Origin of the sequence: Sphingopyxis sp. H050 (genome assembly GCF_001468265.1) — a bacterium.
Classification (GTDB): domain Bacteria; phylum Pseudomonadota; class Alphaproteobacteria; order Sphingomonadales; family Sphingomonadaceae; genus Sphingopyxis.
In genome coordinates, this window is the sequence record NZ_LNRZ01000005.1 from 301,407 (window position 1) to 319,365 (window position 17,959).

The 17,959-nt window shown below is 66.5% G+C and carries 15 protein-coding genes; 6 read left to right on the forward strand and 9 right to left on the reverse strand.

What is annotated here, in order from left to right; genetic code table 11:
* Positions 1–2: 2 nt before the first annotated feature.
* A complete protein-coding gene (locus ATE67_RS12570; RefSeq protein ID WP_058816999.1) occupies positions 3–2,063 on the reverse strand; it encodes a glycoside hydrolase family 97 protein in 2,061 nt (686 codons plus the stop codon).
* A complete protein-coding gene (locus ATE67_RS12575; RefSeq protein WP_058817000.1) occupies positions 2,063–3,433 on the reverse strand; it encodes an MFS transporter in 1,371 nt (456 codons plus the stop codon). Before ATE67_RS12575 ends, ATE67_RS12570 begins: the two co-directional genes overlap by 1 nt.
* A 313-nt stretch (positions 3,434–3,746) precedes the next feature.
* Between ATE67_RS12575 and guaB the strand changes: the two genes are divergently transcribed.
* The 3 genes from guaB to ATE67_RS12590 all read left to right on the forward strand — a co-directional run bounded on the left by guaB (position 3,747) and on the right by ATE67_RS12590 (position 7,105).
* Positions 3,747–5,204 carry an IMP dehydrogenase gene (guaB, locus tag ATE67_RS12580; protein WP_058817001.1) on the forward strand — a complete coding sequence of 486 codons (1,458 nt, stop codon included), beginning with the start codon at positions 3,747–3,749 and terminating at the stop codon, positions 5,202–5,204.
* Between the two features lie 153 nt (positions 5,205–5,357).
* The gene (locus tag ATE67_RS12585; protein ID WP_058817002.1) at positions 5,358–6,548 is read left to right on the forward strand and encodes an RsmB/NOP family class I SAM-dependent RNA methyltransferase; all 1,191 of its coding nucleotides are present in this window, start codon (positions 5,358–5,360) and stop codon (positions 6,546–6,548) included.
* A gap of 11 nt (positions 6,549–6,559) precedes the next feature.
* Positions 6,560–7,105, forward strand: coding sequence for a hypothetical protein (locus ATE67_RS12590; protein WP_231728148.1), 546 nt, complete (start codon positions 6,560–6,562; stop codon positions 7,103–7,105).
* A 150-nt stretch (positions 7,106–7,255) separates the two neighbouring features.
* Here the strand turns inward: ATE67_RS12590 and rsmA are convergent, their stop codons facing one another.
* From rsmA to ATE67_RS12610, 4 genes are all read right to left on the reverse strand, one after another.
* Complete coding sequence (gene rsmA / locus ATE67_RS12595; protein ID WP_231728149.1) at positions 7,256–8,092, reverse strand: 16S rRNA (adenine(1518)-N(6)/adenine(1519)-N(6))-dimethyltransferase RsmA; 837 nt, start codon at positions 8,090–8,092, stop codon at positions 7,256–7,258.
* The gene (gene pdxA / locus ATE67_RS12600) at positions 8,089–9,108 is read right to left on the reverse strand and encodes a 4-hydroxythreonine-4-phosphate dehydrogenase PdxA (RefSeq protein WP_082660344.1); all 1,020 of its coding nucleotides are present in this window, start codon (positions 9,106–9,108) and stop codon (positions 8,089–8,091) included. Before pdxA ends, rsmA begins: the two co-directional genes overlap by 4 nt.
* Before the next feature lie 6 nt (positions 9,109–9,114).
* Positions 9,115–10,455, reverse strand: coding sequence for a peptidylprolyl isomerase (locus ATE67_RS12605; RefSeq protein WP_058817005.1), 1,341 nt, complete (start codon positions 10,453–10,455; stop codon positions 9,115–9,117).
* A 135-nt stretch (positions 10,456–10,590) separates the two neighbouring features.
* Positions 10,591–12,900 carry an LPS-assembly protein LptD gene (locus ATE67_RS12610; protein WP_058817006.1) on the reverse strand — a complete coding sequence of 770 codons (2,310 nt, stop codon included), beginning with the start codon at positions 12,898–12,900 and terminating at the stop codon, positions 10,591–10,593.
* Positions 12,901–13,032: 132 nt separating this feature from the next.
* Between ATE67_RS12610 and ATE67_RS12615 the strand changes: the two genes are divergently transcribed.
* Positions 13,033–14,478: a leucyl aminopeptidase gene (locus tag ATE67_RS12615; RefSeq protein WP_058817007.1), complete on the forward strand. Its 1,446-nt coding sequence runs from the start codon at positions 13,033–13,035 to the stop codon at positions 14,476–14,478.
* A gap of 16 nt (positions 14,479–14,494) precedes the next feature.
* Positions 14,495–14,944: a DNA polymerase III subunit chi gene (locus tag ATE67_RS12620; RefSeq protein WP_058817008.1), complete on the forward strand. Its 450-nt coding sequence runs from the start codon at positions 14,495–14,497 to the stop codon at positions 14,942–14,944.
* Positions 14,945–15,084: 140 nt separating this feature from the next.
* Here the strand turns inward: ATE67_RS12620 and ATE67_RS12625 are convergent, their stop codons facing one another.
* Positions 15,085–15,729, reverse strand: coding sequence for a dioxygenase family protein (locus tag ATE67_RS12625; RefSeq protein WP_058817009.1), 645 nt, complete (start codon positions 15,727–15,729; stop codon positions 15,085–15,087).
* A 114-nt stretch (positions 15,730–15,843) separates the two neighbouring features.
* On the opposite strand from ATE67_RS12625, the gene ndk reads away from it, so the two are divergent.
* Positions 15,844–16,266, forward strand: a complete 423-nt coding sequence (ndk, locus tag ATE67_RS12630) for a nucleoside-diphosphate kinase (RefSeq protein WP_058817010.1) — start codon at positions 15,844–15,846, stop codon at positions 16,264–16,266.
* On the opposite strand, the gene ATE67_RS12635 is transcribed toward ndk, so the two are convergent.
* Both ATE67_RS12635 and purN read right to left on the reverse strand, forming a co-directional pair.
* Positions 16,263–17,048, reverse strand: coding sequence for an imm11 family protein (locus ATE67_RS12635; protein WP_082660347.1), 786 nt, complete (start codon positions 17,046–17,048; stop codon positions 16,263–16,265). The genes ndk and ATE67_RS12635 overlap by 4 nt on opposite strands.
* A complete protein-coding gene (purN, locus tag ATE67_RS12640; RefSeq protein WP_058817012.1) occupies positions 16,973–17,923 on the reverse strand; it encodes a phosphoribosylglycinamide formyltransferase in 951 nt (316 codons plus the stop codon). The genes ATE67_RS12635 and purN overlap by 76 nt, the downstream gene beginning before the upstream one ends.
* Positions 17,924–17,959: the final 36 nt, after the last annotated feature.

A 17,959-nucleotide genomic window follows, 5' to 3' on the forward strand; every position in this document is an offset into this window, starting at 1 on the left:
GTTCAGCCGCCCGGCGTCAGCGCGATGGCGAAGCCGCCGCCCGCTTCCATGCGGATGGGCAGCTTTGTCGCCGCGGTGACGGTCTTTTCCTCGACGACCATCGCGAAGCGGTCGCCGCCGACCCCGCCGCCCGGCCCGTCGCGCCAGATTTTCGCGCGATAGCTCCTTCCCTTCGGCAGGAAGGCGAAGTCGAGCGTGACCTCGCGCGCCTGGTCGTCGGTGACCCCGCCGACATACCAGTCCTGCCCGCCGCGCCGCTGGCGTGCGAAGACGGCATAGTCGCCGATCGCACCCGCGAGCACGCGCGTCCGTTCCCAGTCGGCGGGGACGCGCTTGATGAACTCGAAGGCTTGCGCGTGCTTCTCGTAATTCTCGGGCAGGTCGGCCGCCATCTGCACCGGGCTGTAGATCACGACGAAATTGGCGAGCTGACGCGCCAGCGTCGAGGGGATTTCGCGCCCGCCCTTGCCGGTCAGGCTGACGATGCCGGGGGTGAAGTCCATCGGCCCCGACAGCAGGCGCGTGAAGGCCAGCGTCGGTTCATGCTCCGGCGGGTTCGGCGGGTCGCCCCAGGCCTGATATTCCATCCCGCGCGCGCCTTCGCGGCTGACCCAATTGGGATAGGTGCGGCGCAGCCCGGTGTCCTTGATCGGCTCGTGCGTGTTGATCGAAATATGGTGCTTCGCCGCCGCCAGCACGACCTCCAGATGGTGCCGCGACTGCCATTGGCCGTCGTGCCAGTCCCAGATCTCGTTGCCCGCCGCATCCTTGTGCAGCACGCCGCCCGCATCGGCGACATAGCCGGTCTTTACCGACGGCACGCCGTGCCTTGCATAATAATCCATCGCCGCGTCGAGCTGCTCGGCATAGAGCCCCGAATTGCCCGCGGTCTCGTGATGCCCCATGATCGCGACGCCCTTCGCCTTGGCGTAGGCCGCGACCCGCTCCATGTCGAAGTCGGGATAGGCCTCGGCGAAATTGAAGTTGCGGCCATGGTCGCCGATCCAGTTGCCGTCCCAGCCTTTGTTCCACCCCTCGATCAGCACGGCGTCGAAGCCGTGCTTCGCGGCGAAGTCGATATATTGCATCGCATGCGCAGTCGTTGCGCCATGCGTCGGCCCGCTGTTCCAGCTCCACTGATCGAGGTGCATCGCCCACCAGATGCCGATGTATTTGAGTGGCTTGACCCAGCTCACATCGCCCAGCTTGTTGGGCTCGTTGAGGTTGAGGATGATGTCGGCCGCGGCGTACAGGCCGGGGGCGTCGTCGCCGATGATGATCGTCCGCCACGGCGTCTCGAACGGCGCGGTGCGCCGGACCTTCGACGCTTCGGACGAGTTCGACAGGCGGGTGCGGAAGCGCTGGCCGTCGATGCGCTGCAGCCAGAAAGCGGCATAGTCGACCAGCGCCGCTTCGTGGATCGCGATATGCAGCCCGTCGTCCTTGCGGCGGAAGGTGATCGGCGTGTGCGCGGTCCCCACCTGATTGGCCGGGGTGTGATTATAGAGATATTCGTAGCGGTTCCACTCGCCCGCGGTGATCCACCACGCCTCGGCCTCGCCCGCGATGTTGAACTCGGTCAGCTCCTCGTCGATCCCGACGTCCTTCAGCCGCTCCTGATCGGGGAAGGCGAAGCGGAAGCCTACGCCGCTGTCGAAGACGCACGCGATCAGGTCGATGCGCCGCTTGCCGCCAATCAGCTCGATGATCGGCACGCGCATCTCTCGGTAATTCTCGCGGGTAAGGCGATTCTCGCCCCACGGCTGCTCCCATGTGCGATCGGCTTCCGCGTAAGTCGCCTCGCCCAGCGCGGTGCTATGCTCGAACTTGCCGTCGCCGCGCAGCATGAAGCCCAGCCGCGAGGGCGCGATCACCGGCTTGTCGTCGCGCGTCACGCTGTAGGTCGGGATCTCGTTCTCGGTCGTCAGCGCAAAACAGATGCGCTCGTTCGGCGAGCAGACGCGATGCGTGACGTCGTCGCGCGCCGCCGCGGGGCTCGCCGCGGTCGCGAGCGCGACGAAGGGAAGGCCACCCGCCCACGCGATGTCGCGCAGCCGCGGCATCAATGGACCGTCGCGGCGGCGCTCGCCTGCCGTACCGGCGCGCGTCCGGCAGCGATGGCGAAGAGGCAGAGCGCGACATAGCAGGCGGCGGGAAGCACGAGCGATGCGCCATAGCCGACGGCATCGGACAGCAGGCCGGCCAGAAACGGGATCGCCGCGCCGCCGACGATCGCGGTGCACAGCAGCCCGGAGGTCGCCTCGGCGCGCGCGGTCGAACGTTCGAGGGTCAAGGTGAAGATGACCGGGAACATGATCGAATTGAACAGCCCGATCGACAGCGCGACAAAGCCGCCGCTGACGCCGCCGACCATGACGACATAGAGGCACATCGCCGCCGCGATTGCGGTGAAGAGCGCGAGCAGCTTCGACGCCGAGAAGCGCGCGAGCAGCACCGAGCCGATCGCGCGGCCGACCATTGCGCCGCCCCAATAGAAAGCGACCGCCTTGCCGGCTTCCTGAAGCGAGACGCCCGACACGCCGTCGCTGCCCATGAACCAGCCGAGCAAGGGAACGCCGAACGGCGCGTCCGACTGACCCCAGACGGCGTCGCTGTTGAGGAACAGCGCCATATGGGTGCCGATCGCCACCTCGGCGCCGACATAGAGGAAGATGGCAGCCGCGCCGAGCAAGCCCCAGCGCGAGGAAAAGGCTTCGAGGATCAGGGCGATCATACCCGTCCGCGATCCGATGGGAGCGGGAGGAACAGCCTCGTTGACGATACGGCGGCTGACCCAGAAAAAGAGCAGCAGCGCGATAATCAGCCCGCAGATCCAGAAATAGGCCGAATCGATCCCGGCAAGCGCCTGCGCCCGCACCGCATCGGTGACGACCGTGCCTTCCTTGACCTCGACGCCTTCCAGAAACAGATGCGCGCCGATCAGCGGGCCGAGGAAGGTGCCGAAGCTGTTGAAGGTCTGGCTGAAGGTCAGGCGAAAATGGCTGCGTTTCGGATCGCCGAGCGCCGCGGCGAGCGGGTTCGCCGCGACCTGAAGGATCGTGATCCCGCTGGCGAGGATGAACAGGCCCGCGAGGACGAGCGGATAGACCGCCAGATTGGCCGCGGCGAGCATCACCAGGCAGCCGACGACCATCGTCGAGAGCGCGGTCAGGATCGAAGGCACCGAACGAAAACGCGCGATCAGCGCCGCAGCCGGGAAAGACATCAGGCCATAGGCGATGAAGAAGGCCGAGGCCGACAGCTGCGCCTCGGCATCGCTCAGCGTGAAGATGCCCTTCACCGCGGCGACGAGCGGATCGATCAGCGAGGTGATGAAGCCCCAGGCGAAGAACAGCACCGTAACTGCGGCAAAGGCGGCCATCGCGGTCGATCTGGCGCCGGCGCCCGCCGGGTTCTGGCTGGGTGCGTCCATCCTTATGTCCTCTTCCGGAAGATTGTTTTGTGTCGGCTGGTCTAATGCGGGGTAAGGGGCAATGCAACCGGTTACATGGCGACGGCGCGCGCAAGGGGGCAATGGCCCCCGATCGGTGTCGTTAGCCGCGGTTTGCAGCATGGCCAGCGATGCCGCAATCGGTCTTTTTTCGCGCTTCCACGCGGTGAAATATTCCTGCGCCCCCCACTGGCGCGCGCCGCGCCGACTGGTTACATGGGCCGCCACCAAACGAATCGCGTGTGCTGCCCGAAAACCGCGGGGCAGGCGCCGCCCGCATGAGAAAGTGGCACCCATGGAAATCATCACCGGCCTGACCTTCGACGACGTGCTGTTGGTGCCGGGCGCTTCGGATATCCTGCCGTCGGACGCCAATCTCCAGACGCAGCTGACCGGCGACATCAGCCTCAATATCCCGATCCTGTCCTCGGCGATGGACACGGTGACCGAGGCCGACATGGCGATCCTGATGGCGCAGATCGGCGGCATCGGCGTCCTCCACCGCAATCTGACGATCGAGGAACAGGCCGCGGCGGTGCGGCAGGTCAAGCGCTTCGAAAGCGGCATGATCGTCAACCCGATCACGATCACCCCCGACGCGCCGCTGTCCTATGCGACCGCGCTGATGGACCAGCACAGGATTTCGGGCATCCCGGTCGTCGAGCCGGGCGGCAAGCTGGTCGGCATTCTGACCCATCGCGATGTCCGCTTCGCCGACAATCCCGGCCAGCCGGTGCGCGAGCTGATGACCGCGGAGAATCTCGCGACCGTGCGCCCCGGTGTCGGGCAGGACGAGGCGCGGAAATTGCTCCACCAGCGCCGCATCGAAAAGCTGCTGGTGGTCGATGACGATTATCGCTGCATCGGCCTGATCACCGTCAAGGACATGGAAAAGGCGGTCAACTTCCCCGACGCAACCAAGGATAGCAGCGGCCGGCTGCGCGTCGCCGCGGCGACCAACACGGGCGACAGCGGCATCGAACGCGCCGAGGCGCTGCTCGATGCCGAATGCGACCTGATCGTCGTCGATACTGCGCACGGCCACAGCAAGGGCGTCGGCGAAACGGTCGAGAAGATCAAGAAGCTGTCGAACCGCGTCCAAGTGCTCGCGGGCAATGTCGCGACCGGCGATGCGACCAAGGCGCTGATCGACGCGGGCGCCGATGGCGTCAAGGTCGGCATCGGCCCGGGCTCGATCTGTACGACGCGCGTCGTCGCCGGCGTGGGTGTGCCGCAGCTGACCGCGATTCTCGACAGCGTCGAGGCGGCGGCGAAGCTCGGCATCCCGGTGATCGCCGACGGCGGTCTGCGCACCTCGGGTGACATCGCCAAGGCGCTCGCCGCGGGCGCGTCGAGCGTGATGGTCGGCTCACTGCTCGCGGGCACCGCGGAAGCGCCGGGCGAGACCTTCCTGTTTCAAGGCCGCACCTACAAGAGCTATCGCGGCATGGGCAGCGTCGGCGCGATGGCGCGCGGCTCGGCCGACCGATATTTCCAGCAGGATATCAAGGACCAGATGAAGCTGGTTCCCGAAGGGATCGAGGGCCAGGTGCCGTTCAAGGGGCCCGCGAAGGACGTGATCCACCAGCTCGTCGGCGGGGTAAAGGCCGCGATGGGCTATACCGGCAGCCGTACGCTCAAGGATTTGCGCGAGCGCGCCAAGTTCGTGCGCATCACCAATGCAGGGCTGCGCGAAAGCCATGTCCACGACGTCGCGATCACCCGCGAGGCGCCGAACTATCCGGCGGGTTGAGGTGGCGACACCTTCGTCCACGCCTCATCCTCTCGCGCTTGCGAGAGGGGCAGCGAGACTTGCCAGCTTGCTCGCCAGTCGCAGCGGCGCGGGCGATCATGACGGAGCAGGCCCGCCCCCAACCCCTCCCGCAAGCGGGAGGGGCTTCAGATCATGACCCCCGCCGCCCGCATACAGGCCGCGATCGAAATCCTCGACGCGATAGCCGCGGCCGCCCGCGAGGGCGGGCCGCCCGCCGATGCTATCTTCGCCGACGCGATGCGCGCGCGCCGATACGCTGGGTCGAAAGACCGCCGCGCGATCCGCGGCCATGTCTATGACGCGATCCGCCTCGTCCGCTCGGCGCCCGCGTCGGGCCGCGCCGCGATGCTCGCGCTCGCCGATGCGGATACGGCGCTGGCGGAGCTGTTCGACGGCACGCCCTATGGCCCGGCGCCGATCGCCGCCGACGAGCCGCGCGCCGAAACCGGGATCGCCGCTGAGGCCCTGATCGACCTTTTCGACCCGCTGGTCGGCGAAGGCGAGGGCGAAGCGATGCTCGCCCGCGCCTCGCTCGACCTTCGCGCCAACCGGATCAAGGCCGACCGCGACGATCTGGCCGCGATCTTCCCCGATGGCGAGGCGATTCCGGGCGCGCCCGACGGCTGGCGCCTGCCCCCCGAAACCGCCGCGGCGCAGCATCCCGCCTATGCCGACGGCCTGTTCGAGGTACAGGATGCCGCGAGCCAATATGCCTCCGCCGCGATTGCTGCCGCGCCGGGGCAGGCGATCGTCGATCTGTGCGCCGGCGGCGGCGGCAAGACGCTCGCGATCGCCTCCATCACCGCAAACGACGCCGACATTCTCGCGTGCGATACCAATCGCGCCCGTCTCCAGCAGCTTCCGCCACGCGCCGAACGTGCGGGCGCGACCCGCATCGAAACGCGGCTGCTCAACCCCGGCCAGGAACCCGCGATGCTCGCCGATTGGCAGGGCAAGGCAACCCGTGTCTTCGTCGATGCCCCCTGCTCGGGCAGCGGCACGTGGCGGCGCAGCCCGGAACTGCGCTGGCGGCTGACGCCCCAGCGGCTCGAACGCCATCTCGCCGATCAGGCGAAGCTGATCGACATCGGCGCCGATCTTGTGGCGCCGGGCGGCAAACTCCTTTATGCCGTCTGCTCGATCATCGCGCGCGAGGGGCGGGCACAAGTGGATGATTTTCTGACCCGGCATCCCGGCTGGACAGCCGACGGCGGCTTGCTGCCAGAGGGCATCGGCCGCGCTGCGGGCGGCGGTTTTCTGCTCACCCCGGCGCATGATCGCTGCGACGGATTTTTTCTCGCACGGCTGACGGCCCCATGTTAGCATCCCCTGCAATGAAGAAATGGGAGAATGCGATGCGCGTCAGTTTTCTGGCTCTCGGTGCCGGCCTCATCCTTGCCAGCATGCCCGTCGCCTCCGACGCGCAGCGCGCCGACAACGACATCCTGCCGCGCTCGGTGGCACTCCAGCAACAGGGCGCCGAGGCGCAGGCGAAGGGCGATCTGGGCGCCGCGGTCGATTTCTATGAATCGGCGCTGGCCGCCGATCCGCGCAACCGCTCGGCGATCATCGCGATGGCGCAGGTCGCGCGCGCGCAGGGTCTGCCCGGCAAGTCGATCGGCCTCTATCGCGAGGCGCTGCTCCTCGATCCGAACGACATCATCGCGCTGACCGGGCAGGGCGAGGCGCTCGCCGACAAGGGCGCGATGGAACTCGCACGCGAAAAGCTCGCCGAGGCGAAGCGCGTGTGCAAATCGAATTGCCCGCAGGTCGCCTCGCTCGAGCGCGCGATCGCAAACGGCGATTCGAAGCGCGTCGTCGCGGCCGAAGCCATCGCGCCGAAGCCCGTCGCCACGGTCGGCACCACCAGCCAGAATTAAGCGCGGGCGCTGAACGCCCCGCACGCATATTCCCGTCATGCTGAACTCGTTTCAGCATCCATGGCCTGAGCCGGAATGTGGCGACGCGCTGACGAAAATACTGGGCCATGGACCCTGAAACAAGTTCAGGGTGACGAAGATATATAGCGGTTAGCGGCTCAGGAGACGCGCCAGCGCGACCCATTCGGCAACGCTCACCGTTTCGGCGCGTCGCGTCGGATCGATACCGAGCGCCTCCAACGCTGCGAGCGCTCCCGCCACGCCCTTCAGGCTCTGCCGCAGCATCTTGCGGCGCTGGCCGAACCCCTTTTCGGTCAGCTTCGACAGGATGCGCGGGTCGACACCCTCGGGCTCCTCGCCGGGCGTGACATGGACGATTGCCGACATCACCTTCGGGGGCGGGGTGAAGGCCGAGCGATGGACTTTCATCGCGATCTTTGCATGCGAGCGCCACTGGGCGAGCACCGCAAGGCGGCCATAGGCGTTCGTGCCCACCGGGGCGACGATGCGCTCGGCGACCTCCAGCTGGAACATCAGGGTCAGCGACAGCCATAGCGGCGGCCACGCCTTGGGCTCCAGCCAGCGCGTGAACAGCGCGGTGCCGACATTATAGGGCAGATTCGCGACGATATGATAGGGTCCGCCGGCAAGCGCATCGGCGTCGATCACCATCGCGTCGTCGGGGACCACCGTCAGGCGGCCGTCGAACGCCTCGCTTAACTCACCGAGCAGGGGCAGGCAGCGATCGTCGCGTTCGACGGCGATGACCTTCGCCCCGGCGCGGAGCAGCGCGCGCGTGAGCCCGCCGGGGCCGGGGCCGACCTCGAACACCGTCGCGCCGGCGAGGTCGCCTGGCAGCGCCGCGATGCGGCCCAGCAATTGCTCGTCGAACAGGAAATTCTGGCCCAGCGCCTTGCTGGCCTGCAGCCCGTGGACGCGCACGGTCTCGCGCAGCGGCGGCAGCGGCGTGCTGGGTTCGACCCTCACTTCGCCGGCGCGCAGGCGCGGTCGCGCGCGCCGGTCATCTGCGCCGCCATCGCAATCGCAGCGATCGTCGGCCCGGGATCGGCCTTGCCCTGGCCCGCGATGTTGAAGGCGGTGCCATGGTCGGGCGAGGTGCGGATGATCGGCAGGCCGAGGGTCAGGTTGACGCCGTCGTGGAAGTGCAGCGCCTTGAACGGTGCGAGAGCCTGATCATGATAGCCGCAGAGGATCGCGTCATACTGGTCGCGGATGCCGGGGGCGAAGAGGGCGTCGGCGGCCAGCGGACCGTCGACGAGGATGTCCTCCTCGACGAGCTGCGCGACCGCGGGCGCGATGATGCGGATTTCCTCGTCGCCGAGCTGGCCGCTCTCGCCGGCATGCGGGTTGAGCCCCGCAATCGCGAGCCGCGGCGTCGCGATGCCGAAATCGCGCGTCAGCCCGCGCGCGACGATCCGCGCCTTGGCGACGATCAGGTCGATCGTCAGCCGCTCGGCGACCTCGATCAGGGGGATATGGACGGTCAGCGGCACGACGCGCAATTTCGGCCCCGCCAGCATCATTACCGCATTGGTCGCGGTGACGCCGCAGCGCTCGGCGATGAATTCGGTCTGCCCCGGATGCGTATAGCCGATGCCGTGCAGCGCGTGCTTCGAGACGGGGCCGGTGACGAGCGCGCAGCTTGCGCCGTTCCGTGTCAGCCCGATGCCGGTTTCGAGCGCGTGGAGCGCGCAGGTTGCGCCTGCCTGCGTCGGACTCCCGGGGGTCAGCGGCCCGCTGTCTTCCAGATGCCAGACGGGCAGCGCGGTGTCGAAGACGCGCGCCGCCTCGTCCATGTCGGCGATGCGACGGTACGGGCCGTCCCAAACGGCCTCGATCGCCGCGGCGTCGCCGACGACGACGAAAGGCGGCAGGTCGTGCTGATGGCGCGCCGCCCAAGCGAGCGCGGCCACCTCTGGTCCGACCCCCGCCGGGTCCCCCATGGTGACCGCGATCGGGTGTCGTTGACTAGGACCGGACATCAGCGATCAGCTATATTCGATCACCGCGTCGCGGCGCAGGTCGCGCAGATATCGCTGGGCCCGCTTGCTGACCTTTTCCTCGAGCAGGCGGTTTTCGATCTCCTGCAAATCGGGGGCGGTCGCCGTCTGCGGCATCTCGCGGCCACAGAGCACCAGCACGCTGATGCCTTCGCTCGCGGCGCCGAAGGGCTGGGTCGTCTGGCCGATCTGCATATTGGCGAGCGTTGCCTGCAGCGGCCCGGGCAGGCCGCGCATCGCGATATTGTCGCGCGCGACGATGTTGGCGCCCAGGCTGGCGGCGACTTCGTCGGCGGCGCCGCAACCGGCGATCGAGCGCGTTGCTTCGGCGAATTTACCGGCCAGTTCGGTCGCTTTCGCTTCGGTCGTCCCCGGCGCGAAATCCAGCGAAATCTGCTTCAGGCTCAGCACCGCGTCGCGCGGATCGGCGGTCAGCACCTGACGCCGGTCGATCATCAGGATGATCGACACGCCGCCGGGAACCTCGACGGGGCCGACGAGCTGGCCGGGCGCCATGCCGACGGCGGCTTCGGCGATCGACTGGGGTAGCTGTCCCGCCTTCACCCAGCCCAGGTCGCCGCCGACGACGGCGGTCGACGCCTCTGAAAACTGGCGCGCATAGGCGGCGAAGCTGCCGCCGGCCTGTAGCGCCTGTATGATCTTGCGCGCATTTTCAACGATCGCGGCGGCATTGTCGGGGGTCGCCGACAGATAGATTTCGCCGAGATGGAATTCGTCCTGGCCCTTGGCGTCGTTCATCCGCTTGACCACCGCCTCGACCTCTTCGGTCGATACGTTGGTCGTCGACTGGATATTGCGCGACATCAGGCGGTCCCACGCGAATTCGCCGCGGATCTGCTGCTTCACCGCGGCGGACGACGATCCTTTGGAGGCCAGATACTGGTTGAACTGATCGGGGGTCTGCTTGAAGCGCGCGGCGAGACGGGCGTACTGCTCGTTGACGATATTCTCGTCGATCTCGATCTTGGCGTCCTTCGCTGCCTGAATCTGGAGCTTTTCGTCGATCAGGTTGCTGAACACCTGGTTGCGCAGCCGCGCCACTTCCTCGGGCGGCAGTTCGACATTGTTGTTCGCGATGCGGATCAGCGCCATGCGCTGTTCGATGTCGGTGGCGGTAATGATTTCGCCGTTGACCGTCGCCGAGGGGCGATAGACGTTGGCTTTCTGATCGCCATATAGCTGGACGTTGCCCGGAATGTTCAGGCTGGTGGTCGGCACTTCATTGTCGCTGACGGTCTGCGCCAGCACCGGCGTCACGCCTGCGGCAGCGACGGCGATCAGCCCGATCATGGTCGAAAATCTGGTCATTGCGATCCTATTCGAGAAATTCCGGCCCGCTCCGTATCAGCGGACGTGCCCGGTGGTCCAGTGCAATCGCGTCGATGCACATCATAACCGCCGCCGGATAGCGGGTCCACGCTGAACGCAGGCTGAGCGGGGGGATCAGAATCCCAGGTTGCGGAACGCGATGCGGAACGAGAAGCTGTTGCCTCGCTTGGCGTCGCCGGTGTCGATATAGTCGCGGCGCCAGGTGAAGGCGATCGACAGGCATTCGTCGTCATAGGCAACGCCCAGGCGGTTGCGAATCGGATCGAACCCGTCGCCAAGGAAGCCCTGCGGATTGTCATTCTTGCTCGTCAGATCGACGACCGCCGAGCCGAAGATAGACCAGTGCTTCGCAAAGGCGACGCGCCCGCCGACGCGCACTTCCTCGCGGTCCTGCAGGTCCTCGCCGAGCAGCAATATGTCGCGGTTGAGCCGCGAATACCCGATCATCGCATAGGTGGACCGGCTGCCGACCGTCGCGTCAATCTCGTTGCGGCGCACCGCTAGATCGTCCTTGTCGAGGCGGAAGCGGTGCGTCAGGCGCAGGAAATCCTTGTAGGCGACGGTGGTGCGCCCGACGATGTCCGACGTCCGGTCGGTCAGGCCGGTGCCGTCGGGGAAGAGGCTGGGCTTGTTCGACAGGCGATAGCTTTGGCCGACCACCGAGCTGATGTTGAAGCCCGGCCGGCTATAGTTCCATTCAAGGCCATAGGTGATGCGCGCGCCGTCCTCGAACCGGTCGTAGCCGGCAAAGCGGTTGATCGCGAACAGGTTGCTGTCCTCAAGGTCGAAGGCGCGGCTGTCCTCGTTCGGGATGTCGAGATTCTTGAGCGGCGGCGTGGCGACGATCTGGACGCGCGGGGTCAGCGTTTGCGTGCCGCCGGCGAATTCGCCGATGAACGGCCAGCGCATGTCGGCGGCGATCGCAGCGATTCCGCGGCCTTCCCAGCCCGATTTTCCCCGATATCCGGGGATTGCGGTCAAAAGATTTTCGTCGCTGTGATAGACGTCGCCGCGGACCATCGCGGTCAGCACGACTTCCTGCCCCAGCCCGGTCAGCCGGCGGAGATCCCAACGCGCGCCGGCGAAGGCGCGCTGGGTATCCTGACCCGCCGTGCGGGCGATCGCGAGCGTATTGAGCTGAAGCTCGATCTGGCCGCCAAGCAGCGGATCGGCGAGGCGCTGGCGATAGTCGATGATCGGTAGCGCAATCGGCTGTTGCCCCTGGACGTCGTTGGCCCGCAGCGTCTGCGTCGCCCAGCCGGCGATCGAGAGATAGCTCTGCCCGCCGATCCGCTCGATCTCGAAGGTCGAGCGCAGTCGGTCGTCGCGGCTGATGTCGTAACGCCGCATGAAGGTGCGGTCGGTGGTGATGCGGCCCGAATAGCTGAGGCTCCAGCGCGGCGAGAACTGGAACTTGCCCGCGCTTTCGAGATAGCCGCGGAACTGCCGGTTGGGGTCGATCACCTGGCCCGACACCGGCACGACCGCGCTGTGCGTCGCGAAGCCGTTGATGCGGAACGACCCGATGTCGGTCAGCGCGCGGAATTCGCCTTCGACCATCGGCGCCGAGCTGGTGTAGAGATGCGGCGTGATCGTGATGTCGCGGTCGGACGCGAGGCGCAGATAATAGGGAATGGCAATCTCGAAGCCGTTGGTCCGGTCGAGCCGGATTTCGGGGACGAGCAAGCCGCTGCCCGCCTCGCTGTTCGCGGGATGGCTGAGGCCCGGGAGCGGGATCAGCGGCAGCCCGAAAAGCTCGATCCGCGCGCCCTTGTACTTCACCTTGTTCTTGGCGCGGTCATAGATGACGCGGACGGCGCGGACCTGCCAGCTGGGGTTCTTGGGGCAACCGCTGTCGTCCGCCACCGGGCAGGGGGTGTAGGCGGCGTTCTCCAGCTCGATATTGCCATTGTCGAAGCGCGTGCCCTTTACGGCGGCGAGGCGCGCGCCATTGTCGAGCACGACGAGCATATTGTTGATCACCCCGTCGCGCAGGCTGTCGGTCAGCACCACGCGGTCGCCATAGGCCGTGTCGCCCTCGGGATTCTTGATCGCGACGCCGCCCTCGGCGACCACTTCGCCGGTCTTGCGGTTCCACGTCACCTTGTCCGCGCGCATCTCGATCGCGTCGCGGTTCATTTCGACATTGCCCTCGGCCACGACGACTTCGGCGTCGCTGTCGTAATTCAGATTGTCGGCGGCAAAGCCGACCTGGTCGTCGGTGGCGGGGACGGGGGCGGTGTTGGTGTCAGGCGGAACGTCGCGGTCGAGCAGGTCCGGGGCGGTCGCGGGCGCCGGAACGACCGGCGGTTCGACCGTCTGCTGCGCCGCGACGGGACAGGCCATCAACGCCGCGCCGCTCGCGGTCGCAAGCCACAGGGAGCGCGCCCGCGTTGCATGGTGTTGGAACAAAGCCCAGCTCATTTGATATCTTTGTCCCACACCTTATCTTGCGTCCACCCGGACTGGACCGGCTGCTTTGTTTTTGCAACTCGCAGGCGAAACCCCTATCGGTCCGGCACGTTCCAATCAATCTCCGCATAAGAAAGTAATCGCATGGACATCCAGTTTGTCGCGCAAATCGATGCGTCTGCCGACGTCGTCGCATTTCCGGTTCGCAAGGGCGAGGCGAGCGCGCTCGGGGCGCTGCTGGGCGCCGCCGCGAAGCAGGCGCGGTTCGAGGGCGCCGCCGGCGCGATCGCCGAGACCGCGGCGATCGACGGCGAGCAGGCGAAGCGGCTGCTGCTGGTCGGCATCGGCGAAGGCTCGGTCCATGATCTTGAGCGCGCCGGCGCGTCGCTCGTCGCGCGGCTCCAGACCAGCGGCGTGACGAAAGTCCACGTCGATTTCGCCAGCGCCGGCCAGACCGACGAGGACGATGTGCTCGCCTTTGCGATGGGCGCGAAGCTCCGCAACTGGCGCATCGACACCTATCGCACGCGCCTCGCCGACAATGCCAAGTCGACGCTCCAGACGGTCGTCATCGCATCGCCCGCGGGCGATCTGTCGGCGCGCTGGGGCAGCTATTCGGCGGTCGCCGACGGCGTCGCGCTGACCCAGACGCTCGTCGCGGAGCCGCCGAACATCGTCTATCCCGAAACCTTCGTCGACCGCTGCCAGCATCTGGCCGACCTCGGCGTCGAACTCGAAGTGCTCGACGAACGCCAGATGAAGGCGCTCGGCATGGGCGCGCTGCTCGGCGTCGCGCAGGGCTCGACGCGGCCGCCGCGGCTGCTCGCCATGCGCTGGAACGGCGGCACCCCGGGCGACGCGCCCGTCGTCTTCATCGGCAAGGGCGTGACCTTCGACACCGGCGGCATCAGCATCAAGCCCGCCGCGGGCATGGACATGATGAAGTGGGACATGGGCGGCGCCGGCGCCGTGGCGGGCGCGATCAAGGCGATCGCCGGCCGCAAGGCGAAGGCGAACGTGGTCGGCGTCGTCGGCCTTGTCGAAAATATGCCCGACGGCAACGCGATGCGCCCCGGCGACATCGTCACCACCATGTCGGGCCAGACCGTCGAGGTGCTCAACACCGACGCCGAGGGCCGCCTCGTCCTTTGCGACGCGATCACCTGGGCGCAAAAGGCCTATGACCCCAAGATCATCGTCGATCTCGCGACGCTGACCGGCGCGATGGTGATCTCGCTCGGCCACGAATATGCCGGCATCTTCGCCAATGACGACAAGCTGGCCGCCGATCTGATCGCGGCGGGCGAGGGGAGCAACAACAAGCTGTGGCGCTTCCCGCTGTCGCCCGCTTACGACAAGCTGATCGACAGCCCGATCGCCGACATCAAGAATGTCGGTCCGCGCGAAGGCGGTTCGATCACCGCGGCGCAGTTCCTGAAGCGCTTCGTCGGCGAAGGCGTCGCCTGGGCGCATCTCGACATTGCGGGCATGGCATGGGCCGACAAGGACGGCGCGGTCTATGGCAAGGGAGCGACCGGCTACGGCGTGCGCCTGCTCGACCGCTACATCGCCGACAACCACGAGGGTTGAGCGAAGGGCGGGGAGCGTGGCGCGCGTCGACTTCTATCGGCTGACCCGCGACCCGGTCGAACGGGTGCTTCCCGCCATCGCGACGCGCATTCTCGGAAACGGCGACCGCTTGCTGGTGGTCGCTGCTTCGGCGATGCAGCGGCAGGCGATCGACGCGGCGCTGTGGACGCTGCAACCCGCGAGCTTCCTGCCCCACGGCAATGCCGGTTCGCCGGACGAGGCGATCGAGCCGATCCTGCTTTCCGGCACGCTCGACCCGTCTCCGCCCAACGGCGCGAGCCATATCGCGCTCGCCGACGGCGAATGGCGCGAAGCGGCGCTGGCGTTCGAGCGCACCTTCCTCCTGTTCGACAACAGCCGCATCGACGACGCCCGCGCAACCTGGCGCTCGCTTGCGGCGCGCGACGATGTCGACAACCGTTTCTGGAAGCAGGACGAAAGCGGCCGCTGGTCCGAAGGGCCCTAGCTTGTATCGGCATTCAGCCCATGGCGGGCTGCGCATGGCGATTTTACGGGCTTCCGGTGCTCACGTACCAAAGTGCGCCGCGCTCCGGGGCCCGTAAATTCATCATTTTCGGCTCCCCCTGAACTGAATGTCGATACGAGCTAGCCGTCCATCATCACGACGTCCCAGCGATATTTCGCCGGCGTGTCGAGCTTGGCCAGCGCCGTATCGGCCCAGTCGCCGAGACCCTTGTAGAGCATATCGGCGGCGTTGGTCGCGGCATCGTCCGAAAAATACATCTGGGTGATCAGCCGTTGGCTCTTGCCATGGACGTCGAAATGGATGTGCGGCGTCCGTCGGCCGATCGGCGAGTCATAGGCGGCGGGCTTGATCGTCGTGATCCGCCAGTCACCGCCGGCGCCGGTGCGGATCCGCGCATACCCCTGAAAATCCGGGTCGAGCGGCGCCTTGGCGATGTCGTTGGCGTGCGCGTAGCGGCCGAGCGAATTGGCTTGCCAGACTTCGAGGATCGCGCCCCGCACCGGATTGCCGTGCCGGTCGAGCACGCGCCCGCTGACCTCGATCACATCGCCCGAGGCGCGTTTGGCGTGGCCCTTGATCCAGGTGAGATCAGCGTCTTCCTCGGCCAGCCTCTCGATCGGATAGAAGGGGCCAAGGTCGCCGAACGCCGTCGGGCGCAGCGGGGTCTCCGCGCCCTTCGCGCCGCTTGCCATCGCAGCCGCGGCCGCGAGCGCCGACCCCGCAAAGGCGCGGCGCGTCATTCCGTCGATGCGATCGTTCTGCATGGCCCAACACTCCCCCTGTAGACCCGCACCGGAACATAGCATGGCTTGCGGCGGCACAAAAGCGCCGCTAGAGGCGCGCGCATCGCAGACCATAACAACACAGGAGCTTCCCCCATGGCGGTCACCCGCACCTTCTCGATCATCAAGCCCGACGCCACGCGTCGCAACATCACCGGCGCCGTCACCAAGATGCTGGAAGACGCCGGCCTCCGCGTCGTCGCGTCGAAGCGCATCCACATGACCCGCGAACAGGCCGAGGGCTTTTACGCGGTCCACAAGGAACGCCCCTTCTTCGGCGAACTCGTCGAATTCATGACCTCGGGCCCCGTCGTGGTGCAGGTGCTCGAAGGCGAGAATGCCATGCAGCGCAACCGCGACATCATGGGCGCGACCAACCCGGCGAACGCCGAGCCCGGCACGATCCGCAAGGAACTGGCCGAAAGCATCGAGGCGAACACCGTCCATGGCTCGGACAGCGAGGAAAATGCGGCGATCGAGATCGCTTACTTCTTCAAGCCCGAAGAAATCGTCGGCTAAGGCCGTTCTGCCTGCAGGCGCCGATACCAGGTGGTGGGAATGATATAGCGCGAACGGCGTTTCATTTCCGCCGCCGTCGGCCTTTGCAGAGGTGTAAACTGCGCACCGCGCAGTCCGGCCTTAATCCAGCCATCGACCAATATCTCATCCGCTACGAAACAGCGGATGTACCGGGAAAAGCGGAACGCGCGATGATCGTCGGGAAATCCGGCCATCAGGCGAATGTCGATCAACTCCGATATCAGCGGATTGGTCGTTGTGTCTGGCGCTTCCGGGTTTCGTTCGGCATAGGTGATGAATTCGGATGCCTGCTCGTCGAAGTTCATGACGAGCCGCGCAATATCCATCATCCAATAGGCCTCGAGCGCCTCTCCCTTGGCGCCCACCGTTTCGCATTCGACAAACTCGAAGGCGCTCGGATCGACGCTCAGCAAATGCTCGCGCGCGCGCGCCGAGACAAAATACGGCCCGTAGCCGTAAAAGTCCAAAAGCTGGCGGCGAGCATTCAGCCGCAGGCGCGGGCGTTCGAGCATTTCTGGAAGGCCGTAATAGCCCCGCAGGTCTGAGTTCGGCACGACATATAGATTGCGGCCGAGTTTGCTACTTTTGAACAGATCGTCCTCGTTCAACAGGTCGTATCGCGTCGCATCGAGCGTCAAAGTATTCCTAAAGAGATAGAGCCGTCGATGCTCACCCGTCGGTACCATCAAAACTCCCCCACCACGCCCATCAGCCCCGCCAGCTTCTTCGGCGCCACCGCCAGCCAGCTTTTGCGCAGCCATTCGCCGATCGCATCCCAGTCCGTGTCGCCCAAATCGAGGCGGATGCCGATCCAGCCGTCGCCGAAATAGGCGGGGCGGTAATAGCGGTCGGCGTCCATCTCGATCAGGGCCGCCTGCTCGTCGGCGCCGCTGATCTTGACCAGCAACGCGGTCTTGCCGTCGCCATGATGATCCTGCGTGAAATAGGCGAATTTCTTGCCCTTCACGATCCCGAAGCAGGGCATGCCGTGCGAGGTGACCTCGTCGGCCTCGGGCAGCGCCATCGCGAGGTCGCGCACGCGACTGAGCAGATAGTCGGGCGAGCGTTCGCGTGCGACGAAGGCGGCGAGGGTGGCCGGATATAGCTGATGCTCGGCAAAGCGCACGCGTTCTGCCAGGGTTTCCGCGGTGTCACCGGGTACGATCGCGACCGGCGTCTGCGCCAGCACCGGGCCTTCATCGACGCCCGGCGTCACGATATGGACGCTGCAGCCGCCGAACCTGTCGCCGGCGTCGATCGCCTGGCTGTGCGTGTTCAGTCCCGGATATTTGGGCAGCAGGCTGGGATGGATGTTGACCATCCTGCCTGCCCAGCGCTCGACGAAATCGTCGCTCAGGATGCGCATATAGCCCGCGAGCGCGACGAACTCGGCGCCCGCTTCGCGCAATTGCGCATCGACCAGCGCGTCGAACGCGTCGCGGGTCATGCCCTTGTGCGAGAGACTCCAGGTCGGGACCCCCTCGGCCGCGGCGATCGCAAGGCCCGGCGCATCGGGGTTGTTGCTGGCGACGAGCACCAGCTCGTAGGGGCAATCGGCGGCTTTCGCGGCATAAAGCAGCGCCGCCATATTGGTGCCGGCGCCGGAGATGAGGACGGCGACTTTGGCCTTCGTCACGACGTCACCCCTTCAATCCGTTCGTGCTGAGCTTGT

Coding starts and splice junctions, on each gene's coding strand:
- ATE67_RS12570 (WP_058816999.1), bottom strand. CDS start 2,063: ATGCCGCGGCTGCGCGACATCGCGTGGGCGGGTGGCCTTCCCTTCGTC.
- ATE67_RS12575 (WP_058817000.1), bottom strand. CDS start 3,433: ATGGACGCACCCAGCCAGAACCCGGCGGGCGCCGGCGCCAGATCGACC.
- guaB (WP_058817001.1), top strand. CDS start 3,747: ATGGAAATCATCACCGGCCTGACCTTCGACGACGTGCTGTTGGTGCCG.
- ATE67_RS12585 (WP_058817002.1), top strand. CDS start 5,358: ATGACCCCCGCCGCCCGCATACAGGCCGCGATCGAAATCCTCGACGCG.
- ATE67_RS12590 (WP_231728148.1), top strand. CDS start 6,560: ATGAAGAAATGGGAGAATGCGATGCGCGTCAGTTTTCTGGCTCTCGGT.
- pdxA (WP_082660344.1), bottom strand. CDS start 9,108: ATGTCCGGTCCTAGTCAACGACACCCGATCGCGGTCACCATGGGGGAC.
- ATE67_RS12605 (WP_058817005.1), bottom strand. CDS start 10,455: ATGACCAGATTTTCGACCATGATCGGGCTGATCGCCGTCGCTGCCGCA.
- ATE67_RS12610 (WP_058817006.1), bottom strand. CDS start 12,900: ATGAGCTGGGCTTTGTTCCAACACCATGCAACGCGGGCGCGCTCCCTG.
- ATE67_RS12615 (WP_058817007.1), top strand. CDS start 13,033: ATGGACATCCAGTTTGTCGCGCAAATCGATGCGTCTGCCGACGTCGTC.
- ATE67_RS12625 (WP_058817009.1), bottom strand. CDS start 15,729: ATGCAGAACGATCGCATCGACGGAATGACGCGCCGCGCCTTTGCGGGG.
- ndk (WP_058817010.1), top strand. CDS start 15,844: ATGGCGGTCACCCGCACCTTCTCGATCATCAAGCCCGACGCCACGCGT.
- ATE67_RS12635 (WP_082660347.1), bottom strand. CDS start 17,048: ATGGCTGCGCAAAAGCTGGCTGGCGGTGGCGCCGAAGAAGCTGGCGGG.